The 21,146-nt window shown below is 59.1% G+C and carries 16 protein-coding genes; 10 read left to right on the top strand and 6 right to left on the bottom strand.

Going from position 1 to position 21,146, the window contains the following annotated elements:
- Positions 1–5: 5 nt before the first annotated feature.
- Positions 6–734: a TSUP family transporter gene (locus ACR3E7_RS21620; RefSeq protein ID WP_170773190.1), complete on the bottom strand. Its 729-nt coding sequence runs from the start codon at positions 732–734 to the stop codon at positions 6–8.
- A 106-nt stretch (positions 735–840) separates the two neighbouring features.
- Between ACR3E7_RS21620 and ACR3E7_RS21615 the strand changes: the two genes are divergently transcribed.
- Positions 841–1,740: a LysR family transcriptional regulator gene (locus ACR3E7_RS21615; protein WP_480503633.1), complete on the top strand. Its 900-nt coding sequence runs from the start codon at positions 841–843 to the stop codon at positions 1,738–1,740.
- Here ACR3E7_RS21615 and ACR3E7_RS21610 read toward each other — a convergent pair.
- Entirely contained in the window at positions 1,737–3,905 is a 2,169-nt protein-coding gene (locus ACR3E7_RS21610; protein WP_480503634.1) for a CARDB domain-containing protein, read from the bottom strand. The two genes, ACR3E7_RS21615 and ACR3E7_RS21610, sit on opposite strands and share 4 nt — an antisense overlap.
- A 276-nt stretch (positions 3,906–4,181) precedes the next feature.
- Here ACR3E7_RS21610 and ACR3E7_RS21605 point away from each other — a divergent pair, with 276 nt between their 5' ends.
- Together ACR3E7_RS21605 and ACR3E7_RS21600 are read left to right on the top strand one after the other, a co-directional pair.
- Positions 4,182–6,905 (top strand): response regulator, encoded by a 2,724-nt coding sequence (locus tag ACR3E7_RS21605; RefSeq protein WP_480503635.1) that lies wholly within the window; start codon positions 4,182–4,184, stop codon positions 6,903–6,905.
- A 3-nt stretch (positions 6,906–6,908) separates the two neighbouring features.
- Entirely contained in the window at positions 6,909–8,522 is a 1,614-nt protein-coding gene (locus ACR3E7_RS21600) for an adenylate/guanylate cyclase domain-containing protein (RefSeq protein WP_480503636.1), read from the top strand.
- A 9-nt stretch (positions 8,523–8,531) separates the two neighbouring features.
- Here the strand turns inward: ACR3E7_RS21600 and ACR3E7_RS21595 are convergent, their stop codons facing one another.
- The 3 genes from ACR3E7_RS21595 to ACR3E7_RS21585 form a co-directional block, all read right to left on the bottom strand.
- Positions 8,532–8,900 carry a response regulator gene (locus ACR3E7_RS21595; RefSeq protein WP_480503637.1) on the bottom strand — a complete coding sequence of 123 codons (369 nt, stop codon included), beginning with the start codon at positions 8,898–8,900 and terminating at the stop codon, positions 8,532–8,534.
- A 177-nt stretch (positions 8,901–9,077) separates the two neighbouring features.
- Complete coding sequence (locus ACR3E7_RS21590; protein ID WP_480503639.1) at positions 9,078–9,959, bottom strand: CobW family GTP-binding protein; 882 nt, start codon at positions 9,957–9,959, stop codon at positions 9,078–9,080.
- Complete coding sequence (locus tag ACR3E7_RS21585; protein ID WP_480503641.1) at positions 9,956–11,584, bottom strand: amidohydrolase; 1,629 nt, start codon at positions 11,582–11,584, stop codon at positions 9,956–9,958. The genes ACR3E7_RS21590 and ACR3E7_RS21585 overlap by 4 nt, the downstream gene beginning before the upstream one ends.
- Positions 11,585–11,683: 99 nt before the next feature.
- On the opposite strand from ACR3E7_RS21585, the gene ACR3E7_RS21580 reads away from it, so the two are divergent.
- The 5 genes from ACR3E7_RS21580 (at position 11,684) to ACR3E7_RS21560 (ending at position 17,373) form a co-directional block, all read left to right on the top strand.
- Complete coding sequence (locus tag ACR3E7_RS21580) at positions 11,684–12,625, top strand: LysR substrate-binding domain-containing protein (RefSeq protein ID WP_170773203.1); 942 nt, start codon at positions 11,684–11,686, stop codon at positions 12,623–12,625.
- Positions 12,626–12,865: 240 nt separating this feature from the next.
- Positions 12,866–13,864: a TRAP transporter substrate-binding protein gene (locus ACR3E7_RS21575; RefSeq protein WP_480503643.1), complete on the top strand. Its 999-nt coding sequence runs from the start codon at positions 12,866–12,868 to the stop codon at positions 13,862–13,864.
- 60 nt (positions 13,865–13,924) lie between these two features.
- On the top strand, positions 13,925–14,464 hold the full coding sequence (locus tag ACR3E7_RS21570; RefSeq protein WP_170789883.1) for a TRAP transporter small permease: 540 nt from the start codon (positions 13,925–13,927) through the stop codon (positions 14,462–14,464).
- Entirely contained in the window at positions 14,461–15,750 is a 1,290-nt protein-coding gene (locus ACR3E7_RS21565; RefSeq protein ID WP_170785678.1) for a TRAP transporter large permease, read from the top strand. The genes ACR3E7_RS21570 and ACR3E7_RS21565 overlap by 4 nt, the downstream gene beginning before the upstream one ends.
- Before the next feature lie 9 nt (positions 15,751–15,759).
- Entirely contained in the window at positions 15,760–17,373 is a 1,614-nt protein-coding gene (locus ACR3E7_RS21560; protein WP_480503645.1) for an N-acyl-D-amino-acid deacylase family protein, read from the top strand.
- Between the two features lie 9 nt (positions 17,374–17,382).
- Here ACR3E7_RS21560 and ACR3E7_RS21555 read toward each other — a convergent pair whose 3' ends face one another.
- The gene (locus ACR3E7_RS21555) at positions 17,383–18,066 is read right to left on the bottom strand and encodes a DnaA N-terminal domain-containing protein (protein WP_480503646.1); all 684 of its coding nucleotides are present in this window, start codon (positions 18,064–18,066) and stop codon (positions 17,383–17,385) included.
- 465 nt (positions 18,067–18,531) lie between these two features.
- Between ACR3E7_RS21555 and ACR3E7_RS21550 the strand changes: the two genes are divergently transcribed.
- Entirely contained in the window at positions 18,532–19,839 is a 1,308-nt protein-coding gene (locus ACR3E7_RS21550) for an AAA family ATPase (protein ID WP_170773215.1), read from the top strand.
- The gene (locus tag ACR3E7_RS21545) at positions 19,836–20,942 is read left to right on the top strand and encodes a ParB/RepB/Spo0J family partition protein (RefSeq protein WP_480503647.1); all 1,107 of its coding nucleotides are present in this window, start codon (positions 19,836–19,838) and stop codon (positions 20,940–20,942) included. Before ACR3E7_RS21550 ends, ACR3E7_RS21545 begins: the two co-directional genes overlap by 4 nt.
- Positions 20,943–21,146 lie beyond the last annotated feature (204 nt).

Here is a 21,146-nt window from a genome sequence, read left to right as displayed (position 1 = left end):
CTGTGTCATCCCATCATCCAGGCCCGTCGAATGAGGGCCACGCAGGCCAGAACCGAGATCACCCGAATCGCCTGCCCAATTACGCGTTGCGGTAACTTCGGGCCAATCAAACGACCCAAAACGCTGCCCAATACCGTCGCGGCGGCAAAAGGCACCAACCACGGCGCACCAGCAAAGGCCGTCCAATCCAGCGCCAAATGCAGCGCAAAGGCGCTGCCATAGGCAACCAGAGCAACGGGTTGCACCAGTTTGCGGGCAGCTTGCGGCGACCGGCCCACCGCCAGCAGACCAAGCACCATCAACGGCCCCGGCGTGGCCGCCCAGACAGTTGCCAGGCCGGACAGACCCGAAATGGTGCGGAATCCTGATGGTCCGATGTTCTGCCCGAATGGGATCAACGAAGTTGCAACCCCAATCAGCAGCAGCGCGGCGGTCAAAAACAGAACCGCGCGTTCGGACAAAAGCGGATAGATCAGCAGCCCCAGCGCGATCCCAGCCAGGCAGGCCAGAACCGCGTCCCGCACAAGCCCCCGGTCGCGCCGCCAGACCTGCGGGTCGGTGGCCACAAGCGACACAAGCGTGTTCAGCATCAACAGCACCGGCACCGCCGTCGCCGTGCCCAGCAACACCATCATCACCGGGGCCACCACGATGCTGAAACCGATCCCGACCCCAACCTGAAGCCCGGCCCCTAAAACGATGGCAATCAGCAAGATCAGCAAATCAGCCGACACGGGGCAAGGTCCTTTCTGCGGTTCGCAGCGATGACCCTATCGCTCATCTACTATGATGAAAAATCATCTTATTGTATTTATTGATGCTCAAATGTTATCAACTTGCATGCGCATTACCGCCCGCCAGATTGAGCTGTTTCAGATGGCCTACCGCCACAGGTCCACCCGAAAAGCCGCCGACGCCCTGCACATCTCGCAACCTGCAATCAGCCGCGTTGTGGCCGAGCTCGAGGTTGAGATGGGCGTGGCCCTGTTTGACCGCGCCGGACGAAAATTCGAACCCACCGCCGCAGCGCATAGTTTGCAGCAGGCGGTTCAGAAACACTATCAAGGGCTGGATCGCATCCGCGACACCGCCACCCAGATCGCCCTTGGGACCGGAGGGCATTTGCGCGTGGCAACAGTTCCGGCCGTGGCCGATACGCGGGTGGCCATTGCAGCCGGACGGTTGATGGCCGAGTTTCCGGCCTTGCGCGTGGATGTGGTCGTTCTGAATGAAAGGGCTGGTCTTGCGGCCCTACGAGAAGGACGGGTGGATTGTGCGGTCGTCTCCTCGGACCCCGGAGACCCCAACCTCGCCTGCACCCGCCTGACCGATCTGGACCCGGTCGCAATCGTGCCGCGCACCGATGCGCTGGCCGACAGAACCGAGGTTTCGGCGGCTGAACTGGCGACAAGACCGCTGATCACGCTGACCCCGCACAGCCCATTTCGACGCGCGGTCGAGATGATGTTCGACCGCGCCGGCACATCGTTTCAGGTCCGGGCCGAGGCCGAGACACAGACCGCTCTGGTCCATATGGTGGCGCAAGGGGCCGGGTGCGCCATTGTCGATGCAAATATCCTGGGCAGCTCGGATACCGCGGCCGTTGCGACGTTGCGCCTAACATCGCCCCTAAGCTGGCCGACCCGAATTGCGACCTTGTCCGCGTCACAAGACATCCCCGGCCTGCGCCGGTTCACCGCAGCGGTTCTGGACACCCAAGCACCCGGATCGTCACCCTAGATTCCGATCATAGCGGGCTCGTCTTCGACGACGATAAAGTGGTTCGCATCCAGATCGGCAACATCGACCCCCTCCAGCAACAGGCTGGAATCATCGGCATATTGCAAAAGCGCACCCTCGCTGGTCTGGATTAAATCGACCATGGGGTCGTAGGTGTCTTGGTACCCCACATTGATCACTACGGCGTCAAAGTTGAAGTCGAAATCATCCACCACATCATGACCAAATCCGCTGACCCCGTCCGCTGAGGCATCACGCGCAACACCAACCATATCGTTACCTTCACCGGTACTGATCGTGTCATTGCCCATATAGCCAGCAATCAAATCGTCCCCGGCGCCGCCCTCAAGGATATCATCCCCGGCGCTTCCAAAGATCAGATCGTTGCCAGCGCCAGCTTTGACCGTGGCCGCCGCGCCAGCGGACAGATCAATATGGTCGTCCTGCGCGGTCAATATGAGGGTTTCAAAATTGATGTATTGCGCCTCGGTCGCGCCCTGTTCGACCAGATACTGAGGGTCCTCGGGATCGAAAACGAAATCATAAGCCAATTGCACGCCTTGTGCCCTGCCCGAGAAGTCCAGCGTATCGACCCCGTCGCCACCATCTACCGTGTCCAGCCCGCTCCCGGCAAACGCGATATCGTCGCCGCCCAGCAGATCAACACTATCCCCGCCCGCAGTGCCGACCCAAACGTCATTTCCTTCGGTGCCCACGGCGGACCCTCCGATCAGGGTGACGTCTGCGGTGCCACTATTGTTAGACGAGTCCACCTCATTCTGGGCATCCGCCACCAGAATGACCTGATAGTCCCCGGCGGAAAGACCCGCATCCAAACTGGCCGATCCCGTGAGAGTCGCCGAACCTCCAGCCGTCAGAGTGGCCGAACCGCTCCAGATCACAATATCGTCGCCTGACACAGTACCATCCGTCGACAGATAGGCCGTGAAGCCCGTATTGATTGCCGGGTCAGAGCCCAAGTTCGAGACGTCAAAGCTGAAATCAAGCTGCCCGCCTGTCGGGCCAGACAAATATCCCTCGGGTCCCAGATCCAGATCCGAGGACGCGGCGATGCTGAGCATTCCCACCGACAGGTCCACCACGGGCGCGGGCGGAGGGGTCAGGGTGACGGTATGCACAATGGTGTTGTTGTCAGGCTGCGTATCGGTCGATCTGTCATCCCATTCGACGACGCTTATCAGGTGATAGGTGCCCGGCGCGAAGCCTTCGGGCAGCCAATGCGTTCCAGTCACATTTGTCGTCATCTCGGGATCGGTGCCGCCAGTGATCACTGAAATACGCTGATCATCTTCGGAAATCGTTGCATCGGTCGAGATATAGGTGGCGACCGTATACCCCGACACATCCATGTTCGAGGCGTCCTGAATGACATAGTCGATCTCGATCCGCGCGCCGCCGTCCAAATCAAGGTCCGATCCGTCGCCAACCGAGGCCGAAAGCAGTTGCAAATCGGTGCTGGGAGCCTCGACTGTGATCTGAACCCACTCTGTCAGGTTGTCGGTCTCATCCTCTTCGGTCAGGGCATCGCCACTGTCCACGCGTACCGCAACCCAATAGGTGCCGGGCTGCAACGCGCCGGGATCAAGCGTGAAGGAAACCGAGCCGCTGCTGCCGGTCGCCAAAGCACCCAGTTGCGCCGTGTCAATTGTGTCGATGATCGCCCCTTCGTCCGGAGCGGTGGCAATCACAAGGTCAACACTGGACGCGGTAGCGTCGATCACACCGTCGGAAGCGATCGAAACGCTCACATCCGTCACCTCACCCGGCGACAGCACGGTGTCCTCGACTTGCACCGCCTGCGCGCTCAGATTGGCAAGACGCGGCAATATCACATCGGCGGCTGTTTGGGTCATATCCGCAAACTCGAACAGCTCGACATCAGACAGGGTGTCTGTCCCCTCGGGTCCCGAAATCTGAATGCGCCCGTCACCCAGCAGCGTGACCTCATAAGCATCGCGCCCATAGGCATAAACCGCCGTGTCGGTCCCGCTGCCACCCAGGATCGTATCATCGCCACCGCCGCCTGTCAGACGGTCGTTACCGCCTTTGCCGTCCAGCACCTCATCCGCGCTGGTTCCGGTCAGAGTGTTGTCGCGCTTGTTCCCCGAAATGACATTGCTGCCACCCTTGTTTGGCTTCGGCATCGAAAATCTCCTGCACAAATCACTTTGAGATTTTAGGTGCCAAGGAATTGCGTCAACAATTTGACGTTGTGTGATATGTAGATATGATTAATCTTAGATTGTATTTTGACATGCTAATGTCTGTGCTTTTTGGGCCTTCCCCGACCCAAACAGTTTCTCTCATTCTCGGAAAACGCCTTGTTTTGTGCATGCATTTCCTTTGAACTGCTGAATAGACAGGCGACCAATATGACGGCTTCCCGGTTTTCTGGTCTCGCCACGTGGGAGAGCACATAAATGACCCGATCCGAGATCTTGCAGGTTTTGGCAGATTTAACGGCCCGGATGCAGGACGCCGACGATCTGACCACACGTCTGCAAGCCGCCGGGTTCAGCGAAGATGAGATCGCGCTGACCCAACAGCTTACCACCCAATGCGCGGGTATTAGCCCCAGCTCCGAAAATGGCGCGGCAGAACAGACGCTGGCCCGTCTGGTGGATGCGATCAACACCATCCCCGAGGGGTTCGCCCTTTACGATGCGGATGACAGGTTGGTGCTGGCCAATCAAACATACCGCCAGATGCTGTATCCGGGCCATGAAGATGTAATAAAACCGGGAATGAAGTTTGAGCAGGTCGTCCGCAAAGCCCTTTCGCTGGGCGTGATACAGGACGCAGCCGGTCGTGAAGAGGAATGGCTGACCAAGCGGCTCAAGCGCCACTTCAACCCTGAAGGCACCCAGATGCAAAGCCGCGCCTCGGGCGGGTGGATCAAGATCAGCGAGCGCAAGACAAGCGACAACGGGATTGTCGCTATCTACAGCGATGTCTCGGACCTGAAGAAGGTCGAGGCCCGTAACGCCGAACTGGCGCAGATCCCCGAGGAAAACCCCAACCCGGTCATGTGCATCAGCAATGACGGGGTGCTGATCTATGCCAACCGCTCCAGCGACCCGCTGCTGGATGCGCTGGACCTAAAAGTCGGCCAGCGGGTCGGCCCCGACTGGCTAAAGCGGGTCGAGACAGGCCTGCGCCAGAACGAACGACAGGATTTCGAATGTCAGGCGGGCGGGATGGTCTATGCCCTGCTGCTCTGGCCCCTGCCCGATGCCAAACATGTCAACCTCTACGGCCGCGATGTCACCCAGTTGAAACAGGCCGAGAACAGGATGCGTGAACTGTCCCGCATCCCCGAGGAAAATCCCAACCCCGTTATGCGCATCAGCGCCGACGGCAAACTGATCTACGCCAACCGCGCCAGTGCGGCGCTGATCTCGGCGCTTCAGCTCAAGGTGGGCGACCGGGTCGGCACCGGATGGCGCAGGCGCGTTGCCAAGGGCTTGCAAGAAGATCAACGCCAGGATTTCGAGTACGAGGCCGGCGGCTTGATTTACGCCCTGCTTCTGTGGCCCGTGCCCGATGGTGGCTATGCCAATATCTACGGGCGCGACATCACCACTCAGAAACAGGTGGAAAGCGAATTGCGCGTAGCCCGCGACATCGCCGAGACGGCGAACAAGACCAAAAGCACCTTCCTCGCCAATATGAGCCACGAGCTGCGCACGCCCCTGAACGCGATCATCGGCTACAGCGAGTTGATGCTGGAAGACGCCATTGACCAGAATGATGAGGCCAACCTCAGCGATCTGACCAAGATCCAATCCGCCGGGAAGCACCTGTTGGCCCTGATCAACGACGTTCTGGACCTGTCCAAGATCGAAGCGGGCAAGATGGAGTTCAATCTGGAATCCTTTGACATCTGCCAGATGGTCATGGATGTGAGCACGACGGTGCAACCCCTGGCCGAGAAAAACGCCAATGCGCTGGAAATCTCGTGTCCCGAGGATATCGGCGAGATGGTATGCGATCTGACCAAGGTCCGGCAGGCCCTGCTGAACCTTCTGTCCAATGCCTGTAAATTCACCGAAGACGCAAGGATCACTCTGACCGTGCAGCGCACGGATGATCCCGATCTGATCGAATTCGCCGTCACCGATCAGGGCATCGGTATGACGCCCGAGCAAGTCGAGAAGGTTTTCGAGGCTTTCACCCAAGCCGATTCCTCGACCACCCGGAATTACGGCGGCACCGGGCTGGGGCTGTCGATCACCAAGGTGTTCTGCGAACAGTTGGGCGGCGATATCGGCTGCACCAGCACACTAGGCGAAGGCTCGACTTTCACTATCCGCCTGCCGGGTGTCTGCCGCGATCCCGCAGCCAATCTGCTGCACGAGCCGGGCTATACCGGGGGCGATCCGAACAGTGATCCGACTGCGCCGCTGATATTGCTGGTCGACGATGATCCTACCGTGCATGATCTGCTTGGGCGGCGTCTGCGCCGCGAAGGATACCGGGTGCTAGCCTCGACCAGGGGTGAGGATGCGCTGGAATTGGCGCGCAAGACCCGGCCTGACGCGATCACGCTGGACGTGTTCATGCCCGAAATCGACGGTTGGGCAGTGCTGTCCAAACTCAAGGACGATCCCGAACTGGCCGAAATTCCGGTGATCATGCTGACCTTCGCTGATGACCGGTCCCGCGGGTTGTCGCTGGGCGCAAGCGAGTATCTGGGCAAGCCGATTGACACGGTCGAATTGCTGAACGCCCTGAAACAGCATTGCTCCGCCCAACCCTCCACCCGCGTACTGGTGGTCGAGGACGAAGCCGCCACGCGCGAGATGATCTGCCGTGTTCTGGGCAAAGAGGGCTGGCAGATTGATCAGGCCATAAACGGGCTGGACGCGCTGAACCAGATGTCGAAATCCACCCCGGATGTGATCCTGCTGGACCTGATGATGCCCGAGATGGACGGGTTCGAATTTCTGGCCGGAATGCGCAAGAACCCCGATTGGGGTGAAATTCCAGTCATCGTGGTGACTGCAAAAACCCTGTCGAACGAGGACCGCGCCCGGCTGAATGGTTCGGTCCAGACGCTGATCAGCAAGGACGGGGACGAGGTTGAAACCATCTTGTCCCAGTTGAACGCCATCCTGCCCAACGCGCGAACCGGGAACCGCTAGATCATGCGCCCCGAGCCCGACAATGAAACCCAGCGCGCCAAGGCGGCGTGGTTGGCCAATCTGCGCCAGAGCCTGATCTCACCGGTCAGCGCCATCGTGGGATTCAGCGAGCTGCTTCAATCCGAGGTCGACCGGCAGGCGCTGTCGGACGTGGCCTCGGATCTCGACCGGATCTCGAAGGCCACCGCCGATCTGAACACACAGGTGGATCAGCTTTTGCATCCCGAAACGGCGCTGAAACTGACCGTAGGTGGCGATGAAAGCGTGCAGCGTTTGCGCCACGACCTGCGCACGCCCATGAACGCGATCAAAGGCTACAGTGAAATGCTGCTCGAGGATCTGGACGATCTGGACGCAAGCCATCTTCAGGGTGACCTGGTAGGCCTTTTGGACCATACCGACGCGCTTTTGCAGCAGATCGACCATCTTGCCGCCCTGTCCGATGATCCGGCAGGCAATTCGGCGGACATCCCCAACGCGCCGCAGGACACTGCCGCGATGTTCGCCAACTTGGCCGACAGCATGCGCTCGATCGACCCGATTGCCGAGACCGAGCTTTTAACTGGCAACATCCTTGTGGTTGATGACGTCGAGGCCAACCGGGCGCTGCTGGCCCGACGGCTTCAGCGCGATGGTCATCAGGTCTGGACCGCCGATGGCGGTTATTCGGCGCTGCAAATGGCGTCCATGCAACCCTTCGATCTGGTCCTGTTGGACCTGATGATGCCTGACATCAACGGGTTTGACGTGCTGGCCCGATTGAAAGAGGATGACGCTCTGCACGACATCCCGGTCATCATGATCTCGGCGCTGGACGAAATAGAAAGCGTCGCCCGCTGTATCGAAGCCGGGGCCGAGGACTATCTGCCCAAACCCTTCAACCCTGTTCTGCTGCAAGCGCGTATCAACGCCGCGCTGGAGAAGAAACGCTGGCGCGTACGCGAACGTCACTATCTGGATCAGATGGAGGCGGAAAAGCAGAAATACAAAGACCTTCTGCACAGCATCCTACCCCAGAAAATCGTGACGCGCCTGAACCAAGGCGAAGCGACCATCGCCGACCGACACAGCGATGTCACTGTCCTGTTTTCCGACATCGTGGGCTTTACCGAGATGTCGGCCAAACTGCCCCCGGCCCATGTGGTGTCTTACCTGAACCGCATCTTCTCGGGCTTTGACCGGACCGCGACGGAACTGGGCGTCGAGAAGATCAAGACTATCGGAGATGCCTATATGGTCGCCGCCGGTGTCCCGGATCACCGCGATGACCACGCCGAGGTGATTGTCGAGATGGCCCACAGGATGCTGGCGCAAGTCGAGGCGCTGAATCGCGAGGTCGATCATCCAATGCATATCAGGATCGGCATCCACAGCGGGCCGGTGGTTGCGGGCATTATCGGCTCGCACCGGTTTCTCTATGACATCTGGGGCGACACGGTGAATGTCGCCAGCCGTCTGGAATCAACCGGTGCGCCCGGTCAGGTGCAGGTGTCTGAAGACACCGCGTGGCGGATCGCACACAGGTTTCAAGTCTCGGACCCGATCGAGACCCGCATCAAGGGCAAGGGTCAGGTCAGAACGCACTTCGTCACCGGGCGCAAACCGCCAGCGAAATAGCCGGACTTGTCAGAAGGCAGGCACCAGCTTGTCCATTTTTTCCAGCAGTCGGCTTAGCTCGACCGGTTTGGTGTCGAAATCATCGCACCCGGCCTCCAGCGCCTTTTCCCGGTCGCTGGCCATAGCATGCGCCGTCAAGGCAACAACCGGAATCGCCGCCGTCTCGGGCGTGGCCTTGATGCGGCGCGTCGCTTCCCAGCCGTCGATCTCGGGCAAGCTCATATCCATCAGGATGATGTCAGGGTTTTCCGAACCCGCCATTGACACACCCTCTAACCCGTCTTTTGCAACCACGACCTCATAGCCCTTGCGCTGCAAACGGCGCGACAGCATATCGCGGTTCATCTCGTTGTCTTCCACCAAAAGAACTTTAGTCAAAATTTCCCCCCGCGCAGCCGCGCTTTTTGACTGTGAATGATGCCGGCCAGGCACAAAGCCCCCGTTCAGTCGCCTCCCCCGCGGCTCAACCACCCTAACCTTGCCGGTGACTACATTGTCTCATCAATTTATTTTCGTGCAACGGGTATTTCGGAGGAGATATTCAATCCTTAGCGACTATTGCTTTCGCAACGCGGACTTCGTCCACCAAAGGTCACATGCCTTCGCTGATAATTTGGTCGCCAGACCGATCCCGACCAACTGGCTTTGCGCCGGTTGTTCGATATCGCCAATGTCAATGTCGCGCCCGGCCACCTGCACCAAAAGACCCGACCCATCCAGGCCCCTCACCTGCCCTTTGACCCGGAATAGCCCCTCGGGGCGGGCACGCAGGGCGGCTTGCAACGCCGTCCGATCAACCGGATCCGGGCCGGTGAACGACCACTTGGTATAGGCCGGGTGCGGGGTCTGCGGCAGATCAATCGGACCCCGCGGTGCGATCAGCACTTGCGCGATGTCCAGATCCTGCGTCCGGGTCAGCACCGCTGTGGTATTCAGGCCCGACAGGGTTTGGCGCAACGCAGGGGACAGGTCACATTTGCTGACGGCAATAATATCGCCGCAGGCGATCTGCCCTAGAACCTGAGGCGCAATCAAAGGATCAGCGCACAGCGCCTGCACCTGCTGACCGTCCACAACCGTCACGATCCCAGCATAGTCCAGATCAGGCTCCGCCTGCGCCACGTTTGCAATCCGCGCGGGGTCGGCGATGCCGCTGGCCTCGATGATCAGATGATCGGGCCTTGGGCGACGGTCCAGCACATCGCCAACCGCCAGAAACAGATCAGCGCCCATGGTGCAGCACACACAGCCATTGGCCAGCTCTATCGTGTCCTCTTTGGCCGAAACCAGCAGGTCGGCATCAATGTTGATCGCACCAAAATCATTGACCAGCACAAGAATGCGCAACCCGTGATCGCCTGACAGAATCCGGTTGATCAGCGTTGTCTTGCCCGCTCCCAGATACCCTCCGATCACCGTCATGGGCAGCGGCGTCATAGCCGATGCACCTCACCGCCCAGCACCGTGCCCAAGACGGTAATATCCATCAACGCGTCCGGATCCACTGCGGTCGGGTCCGCGTCCAACAGTACGAAATCAGCGCGCTTTCCGGTTTGGATCGAGCCGATCTCGGCATCCATTTTCAACGTCTGCGCCGCGCCCAGAGTGATGGCATAAAGCGCCTCCTCGACCGAGATACACTGCGCCGGGCCCAACGTCTGGCCGCTCATGGTGCGGCGGTTCACGGCGCACCACGCGGTAAACAGCGGCCCCATAGGCGTCACCGGCGCATCCGAGTGAATGGCGGTGATCACCCCCGCATCCAGACAATCACGCACCGCATCCATCGACTGCGCCCGATCCGGGCCGATGGTCAGAGCCGTGTGCTGATCGCCGAAATACCACAGGTGATTGGCGAAGATGTTGCAGGCAACGCCCAGCTCAGCCGCGCGGCGAAACAGGGCGACATCCATCATCTGGCAATGCTGCAACACGTGGCGCGCACCCGGCCACGGATGTTTGCGCGCCGCCGCCTCCAACGCGTCCAGCGTCACCTCGGCCGCCTCATCCCCGTTGACATGAATATGCATTTGCAGCCCCTGGCGCTGCATCTCTTCGCACAGCTGGAAAATCTGGTCGGGCGCGGTGTTCCACAGCCCGTTCGGCTGCCCGCCCACGTAACCCGGCGCCCGCACACGCGCTGTCCACCCCTGAATGGACCCATCCGTCATCAGCTTAACCGCGCCTAGCCGCAGCTTCTCGGTCGAGCGGTCACGCATCGCCCGCGCCTGTGCCGCAATCTCGGCCGGGGTGCCGCCCATCGCCCCCAGCGCAGGGACAAGACGCACGGGGAAATCCGACCGCGCAGTCGCAGCGGCCAAACGCGCGACATCCTCATCGCCCAGCGTGGCAAACAGATCGGTCACGGTGGTGACGCCCGCGCGCTTGCAGACCTCACCATAAGACCGCAGCGCCGCATCGGTCTGCGTCAGGTCGCGAAAGTCGATCCCCGTCCGGCGCATGACTGGAAACATCGCGGCCATTTCCTGCAACTCTCCGGTCGGCTGACCGTCCGACCCCTTGATGACGCCCTCGACATTGGTGGCAGCGTCATAGCCCGCCAGCGCAAGCGCTGCGCTGTTGCCGCAGAGCAGGTGAAAATTCGAAAAGATGATAACGATGGGACGCGTGGTGCTGACTTGATCCAGATGGTGGCGGCTGAGCCGCTCCGAGGTCAGGAAAATCGGATCGAACCCCCAGCCGATCAGCGGCTGATCCAGAGCCAGGGTCGCCTCGAACTCTGACAGCCGCGCAATGACCTGATCAATCTGCGTCATACCGTTGTGCATCTGACCCTGCGGGTCGATCCGGTCGTGATAGCCGCAATAGGCATAGTCCCACATGGCCCCAGCCATCATATGCGCATGGCCTTCGACAAAACCCGGCATCAACACCGTGTCAGACAGATCGACATGGGCCTCGGCCCCGCCCCACGGGTCTGCGCAATCCGGTCCGCCTACCGCCAGAACCCGCCCGTCGCGCACCGCCACATGGCCGGCGCGCGGCTGGTTTCTGTCCATCGTGACCACGGATTTCGCATGGAAAAGAAGCGTTTTGCCCATGTCCCCCTCCTCTCGGGTCTCCTACAGCTAGCCAAGCTTGGTCACTTGGAAAAATAGAATTAGTATCAGAGTATCACACAAAAAATACAGGAATTACCCGTGCGCTTTACCCTCAAACAGCTTCAGTATTTCGATGCGGCCCTGCGCACCGGTTCGATCGCGCGGGCCTCGGTCGAGATGAATATCTCGCAATCCTCGATCACGGCCGCCATCGACATGATCGAAAGCACGACCCAGGCCGAACTGTTGCGGCGGATGCCTGCCAAAGGCATTGTCCCCACCGACAAAGGCATCGAGATCGGTGCTCGTATCCGCACCTTTCTGGAACAGGCACGCATCTTCGAATCCGATCTGCTGACCCTAACCGGAGATCCAGCTGGCACTCTGCGTCTGGGCTGCTATGCCCCCACCGCGCCTTATGTTCTGCCACCGATCCTCAAGCGCATTTCGCAGGATTTCCCCCAGATCAGGGTCGAGATTAAAGAGGGCGACATGCTCAGCATTGCCGAAATGCTCAACAGCGGCGTGGTCGATCTGGCCCTGACCTACCGTCGCGCCGCGCCCAAGGCGCAGCCCTTCTTGCCCATGTTCAAGGCGGCACCAATTGCGATGATCCCCGATGTCTCTCCCTTGGCCCAAAAGGACCAGGTGGCGCTGTCCGATCTGGCCGACCTGCCGATGATCCTGCTGGATCTGCCTGGCGCCCCGGATTATTTCGAGGCACTGTTCACCACCGAAGGGCTGCGCCCGCGTATTGCCCACACCACCAAAAGCTCCTCGGTTCTGCGCGGGATGGTCGCGGCGGATCTGGGCTATGCCATTCTGAACATCTGCGGGCCGCTGGACCGCAAAGGTCAGAACGGCTATGTCGCGCGGCCGATTTCAGGGGATCAGGATGCGCCTTTTTACGGGGTAGCCTATACCGGCGCGGGCAAACGCTCGGCCCTGGTGCGCAAGGTGCTGGAAACCTGCCGCGAGATCTCGGATCAGGGCGGGTTTGATCACCTCCTGACGCAGCCTACGCCGTACGCGGCGCAATAAACCCAAAAAATGCAATAATACCCCCAGAAAACAACTGTTTTCTGCATCAATGAGGATTGGGTAGCGTTTCCCTGTCCCACTCACAGATCCGAGGGATCAGGCTTTAGCTGCCTGACACTCTTTGGCGCGCTGGGATTTGCAGAATTCTACCGCCCCGTAATAGGCTTACGGAATATCAACAAAATCGGGGCGGCAAACGGCAAGATCAAACAACAAGAACGCACCAACCAGGAGGACTTCATGAAACTTTGGAACTTGAAAACGGTGACGATGCCGGTACTGGCACTCGCACTCTCCGCCACATCCGCACTGGCCGCTGACATCACGATGAATGTCGGCTTTGGCGCGCCAGAGGAATCGCTCTATGGCCGGTTCGGCAAGATTTTTCAGGAAAAAGTGGCCGAGCACTCGGACGGTGCAATCGAAGTCAAACTGCGCTGCTGCAACCAGATCTCCAGCGAGGATGAGGCGTTCAAGGCCATGCAGCTTGGCACGGTTGATGGGTTCTTTATCACCGCCAACAACGTCTCGCCCCATTGGCCGCTGATGGATGTCACGGTGCTGCCCTATATCTTCCAGAACGCCGAACATCTGGACCGGGTGCTGAACGGCGAAGTCGGACAGCAGATGAAAGATCAGTTGCAAGCCGATACCAGCGTCCACCTGCTGGCCTTTGGTCCGGCGCTTTATCGGGATTTCTACAACTCTGTTCGCCCCGTGAACACCATGGCGGATATGGAAGGTCTGAAAATCCGCGTCCCCAAGAACGAGGTGATGATTGCCACCTTCGAAGCCTTTGGCGCAAACCCAGTGCCGCTTTCGTGGTCCGAGACCCCCACCGCGCTGCAAACTGGCACCGTGGATGGTGGCGACAACGGAACATCCTTCATTCGCGACATGAAGTTCTTCGAGTTCGAGCCGCATCTGGTCATCCTCGAGCATTTCGTGGCCTTCGCACCTCTGTTCGCGTCGGACAATTTCATGAAGAAGTTGAACGATGAACAGCGTGCCCAGATCATGGCCGCCGCTGCCGAGGCCGGGGCCGAATTTGCCGCTCAGGTCGCGACCGAAACCGAAGAGGTCCGCCAGTGGCTGGTTGACGAAGGCGGCATGGCCCGCACCGACCCGGATCGCACTGACTTTATTGCCGCGGCCCAAGGCGTGCAGCAGGAGTTCGCGGAAAAACGCGGTGATGATTTCATCGCCTTGGTGAACGCCATTCAGGCCGCCGCCCAATAAAAAAAACCGGGGCGCCACAAGGCGCCCTTTTTTCGGCCCGGCAAGCGGACGAGGGACAAAATGGCTGCACTCAAGTGGCTCGAACGGCATTTCGAGGAACTGATCTGCTGCACCTGTTTGGCGGTGATCGCCGTGGCAGTCTTTGCGCAGGTGGTGGCGCGCTACGTGTTTCAGGTGGCGCTGCACTGGACCGAGGAAACCGCCGCCATGTGCATGGTCTGGGCGGTCTATATGGGCGCATCGCTATGTGTGCGCGAGCGGTTCCACATCCGCATTATGGTCGCGGTACAGGCGCTACCCACCGGCTTCGGCAAGATCGTCATCTTCATCGCAGATATCTTCTGGGCCTTCTTCTGCCTCTTCATGCTGCGGATCAGTTGGGATTATCTGACCGTCTTCTGGCGCTTTCCCGAAACCAGCCCCAGTCTAGGCATCAACCAGTTCTACCCGCAAACCATTCTGGTAATCGGCTACGCGCTGATGCTGATCCGTCTGGCACAAACCTATGTCAACTGGTGGCGCGACGGGCGCAACGGCCTGCCCGGAATGCTGGATGAGGAATGGGAAGCAACCACCAAGGATCAGGAGCATCAGATATGAGCGCCCTGATGATCCTGGCCATCGCCTTTGTGGTGCTGACCGTCATGGGCGTGCCGCTCTTTGTGTCGGTCGGTCTGACCACGGCGCTGGCGCTGTATCTGATCGACATCCCATATACGCTGATGGCGCAGACCGGCTATGGCAGCCTGACCCCCTTCCCGCTGCTGACCATTCCGCTGTTTGTGCTGGCTGGACGGTTGATGGAAGTGGGCGGCATGGCCACCCGCATGATTTCGATCGCGACCAATCTGGTGGGGGCCTATCGCGGCTCGATGGGGCTGGTGACAGTGTTTGCCTGCATGTTGTTTGCCGCACTTTCGGGCTCAGGCCCTGCCACCACGGCGGCGATTGGGTCTGTAACCGTGCCTGCAATGAAACGCGAAGGCTATGACGTGCCCTTCGCTGCCGCCATCACCGCCAGCGCAGGCGCCTTGGGCAGTCTTATCCCGCCTTCGAACCTGCTGATCATTTACGGGCTGGTGTCTGAAACCTCGATTCCGCGCCTGTTTCTGGCGGGGCTCATCCCCGGTGTCATGGTCACGATCCTGCTGATGATCACCACCTATATCGTCGCCCGTAGGCGCGGATATGGCGGCGACGGCGAGAGGTTCTCATGGGGTCCATTCCTGCGCGCGGCTTGGGACGGGAAATGGTCCATCGGCGCGCCGGTTCTGATCCTGGGCGGCATCTATGGCGGGGCCTTCACGCCGACCGAAGCTGCAGGCGTGGCGGTTTTCTATTCACTGTTCGTGGGCTTCTTCATCTACCGCGAACTGACCCTGAAGAAGCTGATCGAAGCGCTGCGATTTACCTCGCTGCTGACCGGCATCCTGATCCTGCTGACGCCCACGCTGGCCTTCGGGCAACTGACCGCGTTCTATGACGTGCCCACGGCCGTGCAAGACGGCATCACCTCGATCACCGAGAACAAATTCCTCGTCCTGCTGCTGATCGGCGTGTTCTACATCTTCATCGGCACTTTCATGGAGTCGCTGGCTCAGATCGTCCTCTTCACCGCTGTGTTCCTGCCTTTGGTCAGCTCTCTGGGCGTTGATCCGGTGATGTTCGGTATCTTCACCGTCATCACTTGCGAAATCGGGTTCCTGACACCTCCCCTTGGCGCCAACCTGACGGTTGCGGCGCGGATCTCCGGGATATCCATCGAACGCATATCCGTCGCCGTCCTGCCGTTCATCCTCGCCTATATCATCGGCATGGTGATCCTGATATTCTTCCCCGACCTCACCACCTTCCTGCCCGACTGGCTGTACGGAGAAGCGAAATAGGAGGCACCCATGTTCGATCTTGTTCTCAAAGGCGGCACCATTGTCGATGGTACGGGACAGGACGGCTATTTGGGCGACGTGGCAGTCACAGGCGAGACCATCAGCGCCGTCCTGCCCGCCGGTGAGTTGACCGGGCAGAAGTCCGCGCAAGAGATCGACGTCTCGGGCCTGGTCGTCGCGCCGGGTTTCATCGACATGCACACTCATTCCGATTTCACGCTGATCGCTGATGGACGCGCGGAAAGTCAGGTGCATCAGGGCGTTACGACCGAGGTGATCGGCCAATGTGGTATCAGCTGCGCGCCCGTTAACAGCCCAGGCGATATCAGCCGCGTGGCCCCGTGGTACACCGATCAGGCCAAGCATGACACGTGGCTGGGTTTCGGCGACTATTTGGATGTGCTGGATCGCACCGAACTCGGCGTGAATGTCATGGCCTTTGTCGGCCACGGCACCGTGCATCGCGCGGTTCTGGGCGATCAGCTTCATCCGGGCGAGGCCGAAGACGTCACCGAAATGGCCCGGTTGGTCGATCAATGCCTGGACGAAGGCGCAGGTGGGTTCTCCTCGGGTCTGGAATATTTCCCCGGCAGCCTCGCCTCGCCGGAACATCTGGTGCCGATGTGTGAGGTCGCGGCCAAATACAAACGCCTCTACGCCACCCATGTGCGCAACCGCGATACGCATTACGATCTGGGCTTTGCCGAAGCTATCGCCACGGCACGCCAATCCGGCTCCAAGCTGCAGATCAGCCATATCCAGCCCAAATTCGGCGCGCCGGACTATGCCATGGACCACACACTGGAAATGATCGACCTGGCTCGCCGCCACGACGTGGACATCGCCTTTGACGTAATCCCGCATGACTGGAACCATACCCTCATGGCGGCGATCCTGCCGAAATGGGCGCAGGCAGGGTCCGTGGACGATGTGCTTGCGCGACTGGCCGACCCTGAATCCCGTGCGCGGATCAAGGCCAACCCCCAACCCATGTGGTTGATCGTCAAGGCCGAGAAATGGTCGGACATCGTCTTGCTGAACGCCACCGTCAACAAGGACATCGTCGGCGCCGACTTCGCCGAGATCGGCCGAATGCGGAATTGCCACCCCTATGACGCAGTGCTCGATATCCTGATGGAGGAAGGCGAGAACCTGATGGCCTGCATGTGGTCGTCCAAATCCTTCCGCAACTCGGATGTGGAACTCTGTCTGGAACAACCCGAATGCGCCGTGATCTCGGACACTGTCGCTATCGCCAATGAGGGCGTCCTGAAGGACCACATTGGCTCGCTATCGGGTTACGGCTGGGCCGCTCGGTTCCTGCAATACTACGTGCGGGACAAGTCGACGCTGTCTCTGGAACAGGGGGTGGCCAAGCTGACCTCGATCCCCGCCAATCGGTTGGGGCTCAAGAACCGCGGGGTTTTGGCCGCAGGGCAACAGGCCGATATCTGCGTGTTCGATCAGGTCAATATTGCCAGCAACGCAACCGCGAAACACCCCCGCCGCTATGCCTCGGGCATTGCACATGTGCTCGTGAACGGGGCATTGGCGATGCGGAACGGCCTGCGCACATCCAGCAATTCCGGTCAGGTTCTGCGTGATTTCAGTGCTTCTGGTTAACCCTCCTGTCTAGCCGCTGGATTCGATCCGCACTTTTCTGATCTCGGGCGCGATGCGGCTATAGGCGGCCAGCAGACGCTCGGACCAGTTGCGATGGATATAGTCCGCCTCGAACCGCGAGGGGGCGACAAGGGTAACGGTCCCCCCTGCCCTCTCGGCCTCGATCAAATGGCGAAACCAGCTGGCCCAAAGCTCGGGATCGCGCCCGTGCAAAATGGCCTGAACCTGCGTCCAGATATCTCCATCGCTTTCCTCGGGCGCCGGAGGTTTCACTTTAAACGGCACCACATTTGTGCTGGGCTCGGGCGAGTCTGACATCCGCGCGACAAAATCCGCGCCAATCGTCGGCCAAACCTCGGACGTGTCGATCAACACCTGTTTGAGGTCCAGCTCATACACCGCCACCCTGCCCCGCGCGGCGGGGCGTTTGACCGCAATCCAACCCATAGACCGCAGCTTGGACATCTCACGTTTGACTGTGCGTTCATTCACCGACCATAGCCGCGCAATCTCTTCCCGCCCGATCGACAACTCATTCGCGCGCCAGTTATACCGCGTGGTGATCAACGCAATGATGCGTAGAATACTGCGCTGCCGATGCTTGTCGCCTGACAAAGCGTGCACCGTCATCGCGGACAGGATATCATATTTTATGGCGGGCGCGTTTAGCCCAACCGGTTTTGCAACCTGCATTCCAATCTTACCGCTCTGTCTGCCTCGGGCGGAGTTTCCACCCCTGTTGCGCTGTTTGCCAACGCTTTTCGTCTTGATGCCCTGATTAGCGTCCAAAGCGACGATTCTGTCAAGAGAAGTTTGATTTGACCCGGTTTTTCAGCAACTCAAATCCAATTTCAAAAAAGAAAAATGGTGAAGTATTGGTGATGGGGGACATTCTGGTTGTCCCCTTAAGTAGCATATTTGTCCCCCCAAATCGACCGATAGAGAGTCTAACGCCCCCCTAAATATAGCGTCCTGCCCTATTTTCCAGAGGCACTGCGAATCACCGCGATTCGGGTCCTGAAGGACGTTGATTTCCCTTGTTTATGTTACCCATGGGTAAGATCGTGATCTGAGTATATTTTCTTTTGCTTAAAGTGCAAATAGGGCGTAAATAGTGAAATCATAAAAAATAGCGTCCATAGTAGTGAGACCCGAGGCATGTATACGCACGAAGACCTGAACGCATTGCGGAACCAGTCCCTTAAGTTGCAGGGCTGGATTCGGCAGCAAACCTTTAGTCCTGAGATGGAGAAGACTCTTCGTCGTTTTTCCAGCTGGGAAGTGTCCGAGCTGATCTTTCGCATTAACCAGTCGACCTTTCGGGGCAAGCTGGCTGCGGATCCCTCGCTGCCGGGTGGTGAGGTGGAACCAGACGGCCGGCAACGCTGGTTCAGCCTGGAAGAGGTGAATGAGCTCCGCCGGCGGCTCAAGGTGAACCGCAAATCTCTTATGCCGCCCCGCCCCGTTGGTAAGCGCGCGATACGTGCAGCGGTGGCAAACTTCAAAGGCGGCGCTGGTAAGTCGACCGTTGCGCTTCACTTGGCTCATGCGGCGGCGCTGGATGGCTACCGCGTGTTGGTGGTGGATTTCGATCCGCAAGCCACTTTAAGCCATTCCATGGGCCTGACCGATGTGGCCGAAGATTTCACGGTCTGGGGTATTATGGCCCGCGATCTGATCCGCGAAACCGAGCGTATGAACAACCGCCCCGTCGCTGCTGAATCAGGCACCGCCCTGCCCCGCCGCGAATTGCCGCCGTCGATCACGGATATGGGCCTGGGCGATCTTCGGATTGGGGATTTCATCAAGCAAAGCTCGTGGTCGACCATTGACGTTGTCCCCTCCTGCGCCAACGCCGCCTTTGTCGAGTTCGCCTCGGCCCAGTATCGTCACTTGAACCCAGAGTGGTCATTCTTCGCGGCCGTGTCGCGTTATCTGGATCAGATCCCCGATGATGCCTATGACCTGATCCTGTTCGATTGCCCGCCTGCGATTGGGTATCAATCCATGAACGCGGTGTTCGCGGCAGACATGCTCTATATTCCCTCAGGGCCCGGCTATTGGGAATACGACTCGACAACCTCTTTCATTGGCCAGCTGGCCGAAGCGCTGGAAGACCTTGCCTACGGTTTCGACAAGACCTTACCCACGGGTAAGATTGGCTTGCCCAAGACATTCTGTGAAATGCGCTTTCTGCTGACCCGGTACGAGCCGGGCAACGCGTTGCATTCGGCTATGTTCGAAGCGTTCAAGAAAGTGTTTGGCGAACATGTGGCCGAGCATCCGGTTGAAATGACCCGTGCGGTCGAACAGTCCGGCCGATTTCTGAGTTCGGTCTATGAAATGGACTACCGCGAAATGACGCGCGAGACATGGCGCCGGGCGCGGTCTACATTTGATAACGTGTACGAGGAATTCCGGGGCGTGATGCTTTCGGCCTGGGACCAGTTGGAGGATGACGCATGAGCCGCAAACGCAGAATGTTCGACATCGACATGCCATCCATGGAGGATATCCCGGTTGGCAAAGTTTCTGACAAGGTCTTGGAAAAACGCCGCGGCCCGATGGCCGCCGCGATCTCGGAAAACGCCGAAGCGTTGCGCGGGCAACAATCGACAGAGGACACCATACGCGCCGAAAACGATCGCCTGGCCCATGAGCTTGTTCGTCTGCGGTCCGAAGGTCTGGTGACTGAGCATGTACTTCTGGCTGATGTGGTAACTGAAAAGCTGACCCGGGATCGCAAGGACGGCCCGGATCCTGAATTGGACGAGTTGAAGGATTCGATCCGCGAAATCGGATTGTCGAACCCAATCCGGTTGGAGCGTCGGGCTGATGGTCGGTACGAGCTCATTCAAGGGATGCGGAGATTGTCTGCCTATCGAGCTCTGTATCAGGAAACCGGCAATGAAGTGTATGCGGCTATCCCGGCGGGCATTTCGGAAGGCGCGGATCTGAATGACAGCTACCGTCGCATGGTAGATGAAAACCTGATCCGCAAGGATATCTCATTTGCGGAAATGGGTGCATTGGCGCGGGCCTTTGCCGAGAACCCTGCGAATGAATGCCCGGACGTGGACAAGGCCGTTGCGCTTTTGTTCAAGTCCGCCAGCTATACCAAACGCAGCTATATCCGATCTTTCGCCAGCCTGCTGATGATGCTGGACAAGGTGCTGATGCATCCTAACGATATTCCGCGCAATGTCGGCGTTGAGCTGAAACGTAAGTTGGATGCCGATCCCGGTTTGGCGCGTCATGTGAGCACCAGTTTGATGAACGAACCGGATCGCGACGGCGCGCGTGAAGTTGCTATTCTCCGCTCGTTTTTAGAGCCGACAGCTGACAACCCCAAGAAAGTGCCAGGTGCAAGCGGTGGAAAGACGCGGCGAGCGAAGACTACGTTTCAAGTTTCGGGCAGGGCAGGGGTGGCGAAGTGCTCGGCCTCAAGCGGGCGAATTGAACTGCGCTATAATCTGGACTTCACACGGGTGAACCGTGCCAAGCTGGAGCAAGCGATCGCCTCATTGCTGGACGAGTTGCAGGAAGACGACGACCTTACCCACGGGTAAGATCAGCAACATGCTAACAAACAGAAACGCCGGGCTAGTGTCTGGCGTTTTTCGTGCGCCATTTTTAGGGCGGGTTTTCCCATAAGCTGTTTTGGACTTGATGGTAGTTGGCAGAGAAGCTTGTGGCCGAGCTCAGGCATATGATGCGAGCTTGGGATTGGATGCTTGGAACGCAATGACTGGGTCTGTCTACAAAGGAGGGGT

Source organism: Ruegeria sp. BK1 (assembly GCF_056535645.1).
The sequence above is the reverse complement of the archived record's forward strand: the minus strand, read 5'-3'. Positions and strand labels throughout refer to the sequence as shown.

What these genes read in the sequence shown, in the direction of transcription:
- ACR3E7_RS21570 (WP_170789883.1), top strand. Translation starts at nt 13,925, where the DNA reads ATGGCTGCACTCAAGTGGCTCGAACGGCATTTCGAGGAACTGATCTGC.
- ACR3E7_RS21575 (WP_480503643.1), top strand. Translation starts at nt 12,866, where the DNA reads ATGAAACTTTGGAACTTGAAAACGGTGACGATGCCGGTACTGGCACTC.
- ACR3E7_RS21550 (WP_170773215.1), top strand. Translation starts at nt 18,532, where the DNA reads ATGTATACGCACGAAGACCTGAACGCATTGCGGAACCAGTCCCTTAAG.
- ACR3E7_RS21605 (WP_480503635.1), top strand. Translation starts at nt 4,182, where the DNA reads ATGACCCGATCCGAGATCTTGCAGGTTTTGGCAGATTTAACGGCCCGG.
- ACR3E7_RS21585 (WP_480503641.1), bottom strand. Translation starts at nt 11,584, where the DNA reads ATGGGCAAAACGCTTCTTTTCCATGCGAAATCCGTGGTCACGATGGAC.
- ACR3E7_RS21560 (WP_480503645.1), top strand. Translation starts at nt 15,760, where the DNA reads ATGTTCGATCTTGTTCTCAAAGGCGGCACCATTGTCGATGGTACGGGA.
- ACR3E7_RS21555 (WP_480503646.1), bottom strand. Translation starts at nt 18,066, where the DNA reads ATGCAGGTTGCAAAACCGGTTGGGCTAAACGCGCCCGCCATAAAATAT.
- ACR3E7_RS21565 (WP_170785678.1), top strand. Translation starts at nt 14,461, where the DNA reads ATGAGCGCCCTGATGATCCTGGCCATCGCCTTTGTGGTGCTGACCGTC.
- ACR3E7_RS21600 (WP_480503636.1), top strand. Translation starts at nt 6,909, where the DNA reads ATGCGCCCCGAGCCCGACAATGAAACCCAGCGCGCCAAGGCGGCGTGG.
- ACR3E7_RS21610 (WP_480503634.1), bottom strand. Translation starts at nt 3,905, where the DNA reads ATGCCGAAGCCAAACAAGGGTGGCAGCAATGTCATTTCGGGGAACAAG.
- ACR3E7_RS21590 (WP_480503639.1), bottom strand. Translation starts at nt 9,959, where the DNA reads ATGACGCCGCTGCCCATGACGGTGATCGGAGGGTATCTGGGAGCGGGC.
- ACR3E7_RS21545 (WP_480503647.1), top strand. Translation starts at nt 19,836, where the DNA reads ATGAGCCGCAAACGCAGAATGTTCGACATCGACATGCCATCCATGGAG.
- ACR3E7_RS21615 (WP_480503633.1), top strand. Translation starts at nt 841, where the DNA reads ATGCGCATTACCGCCCGCCAGATTGAGCTGTTTCAGATGGCCTACCGC.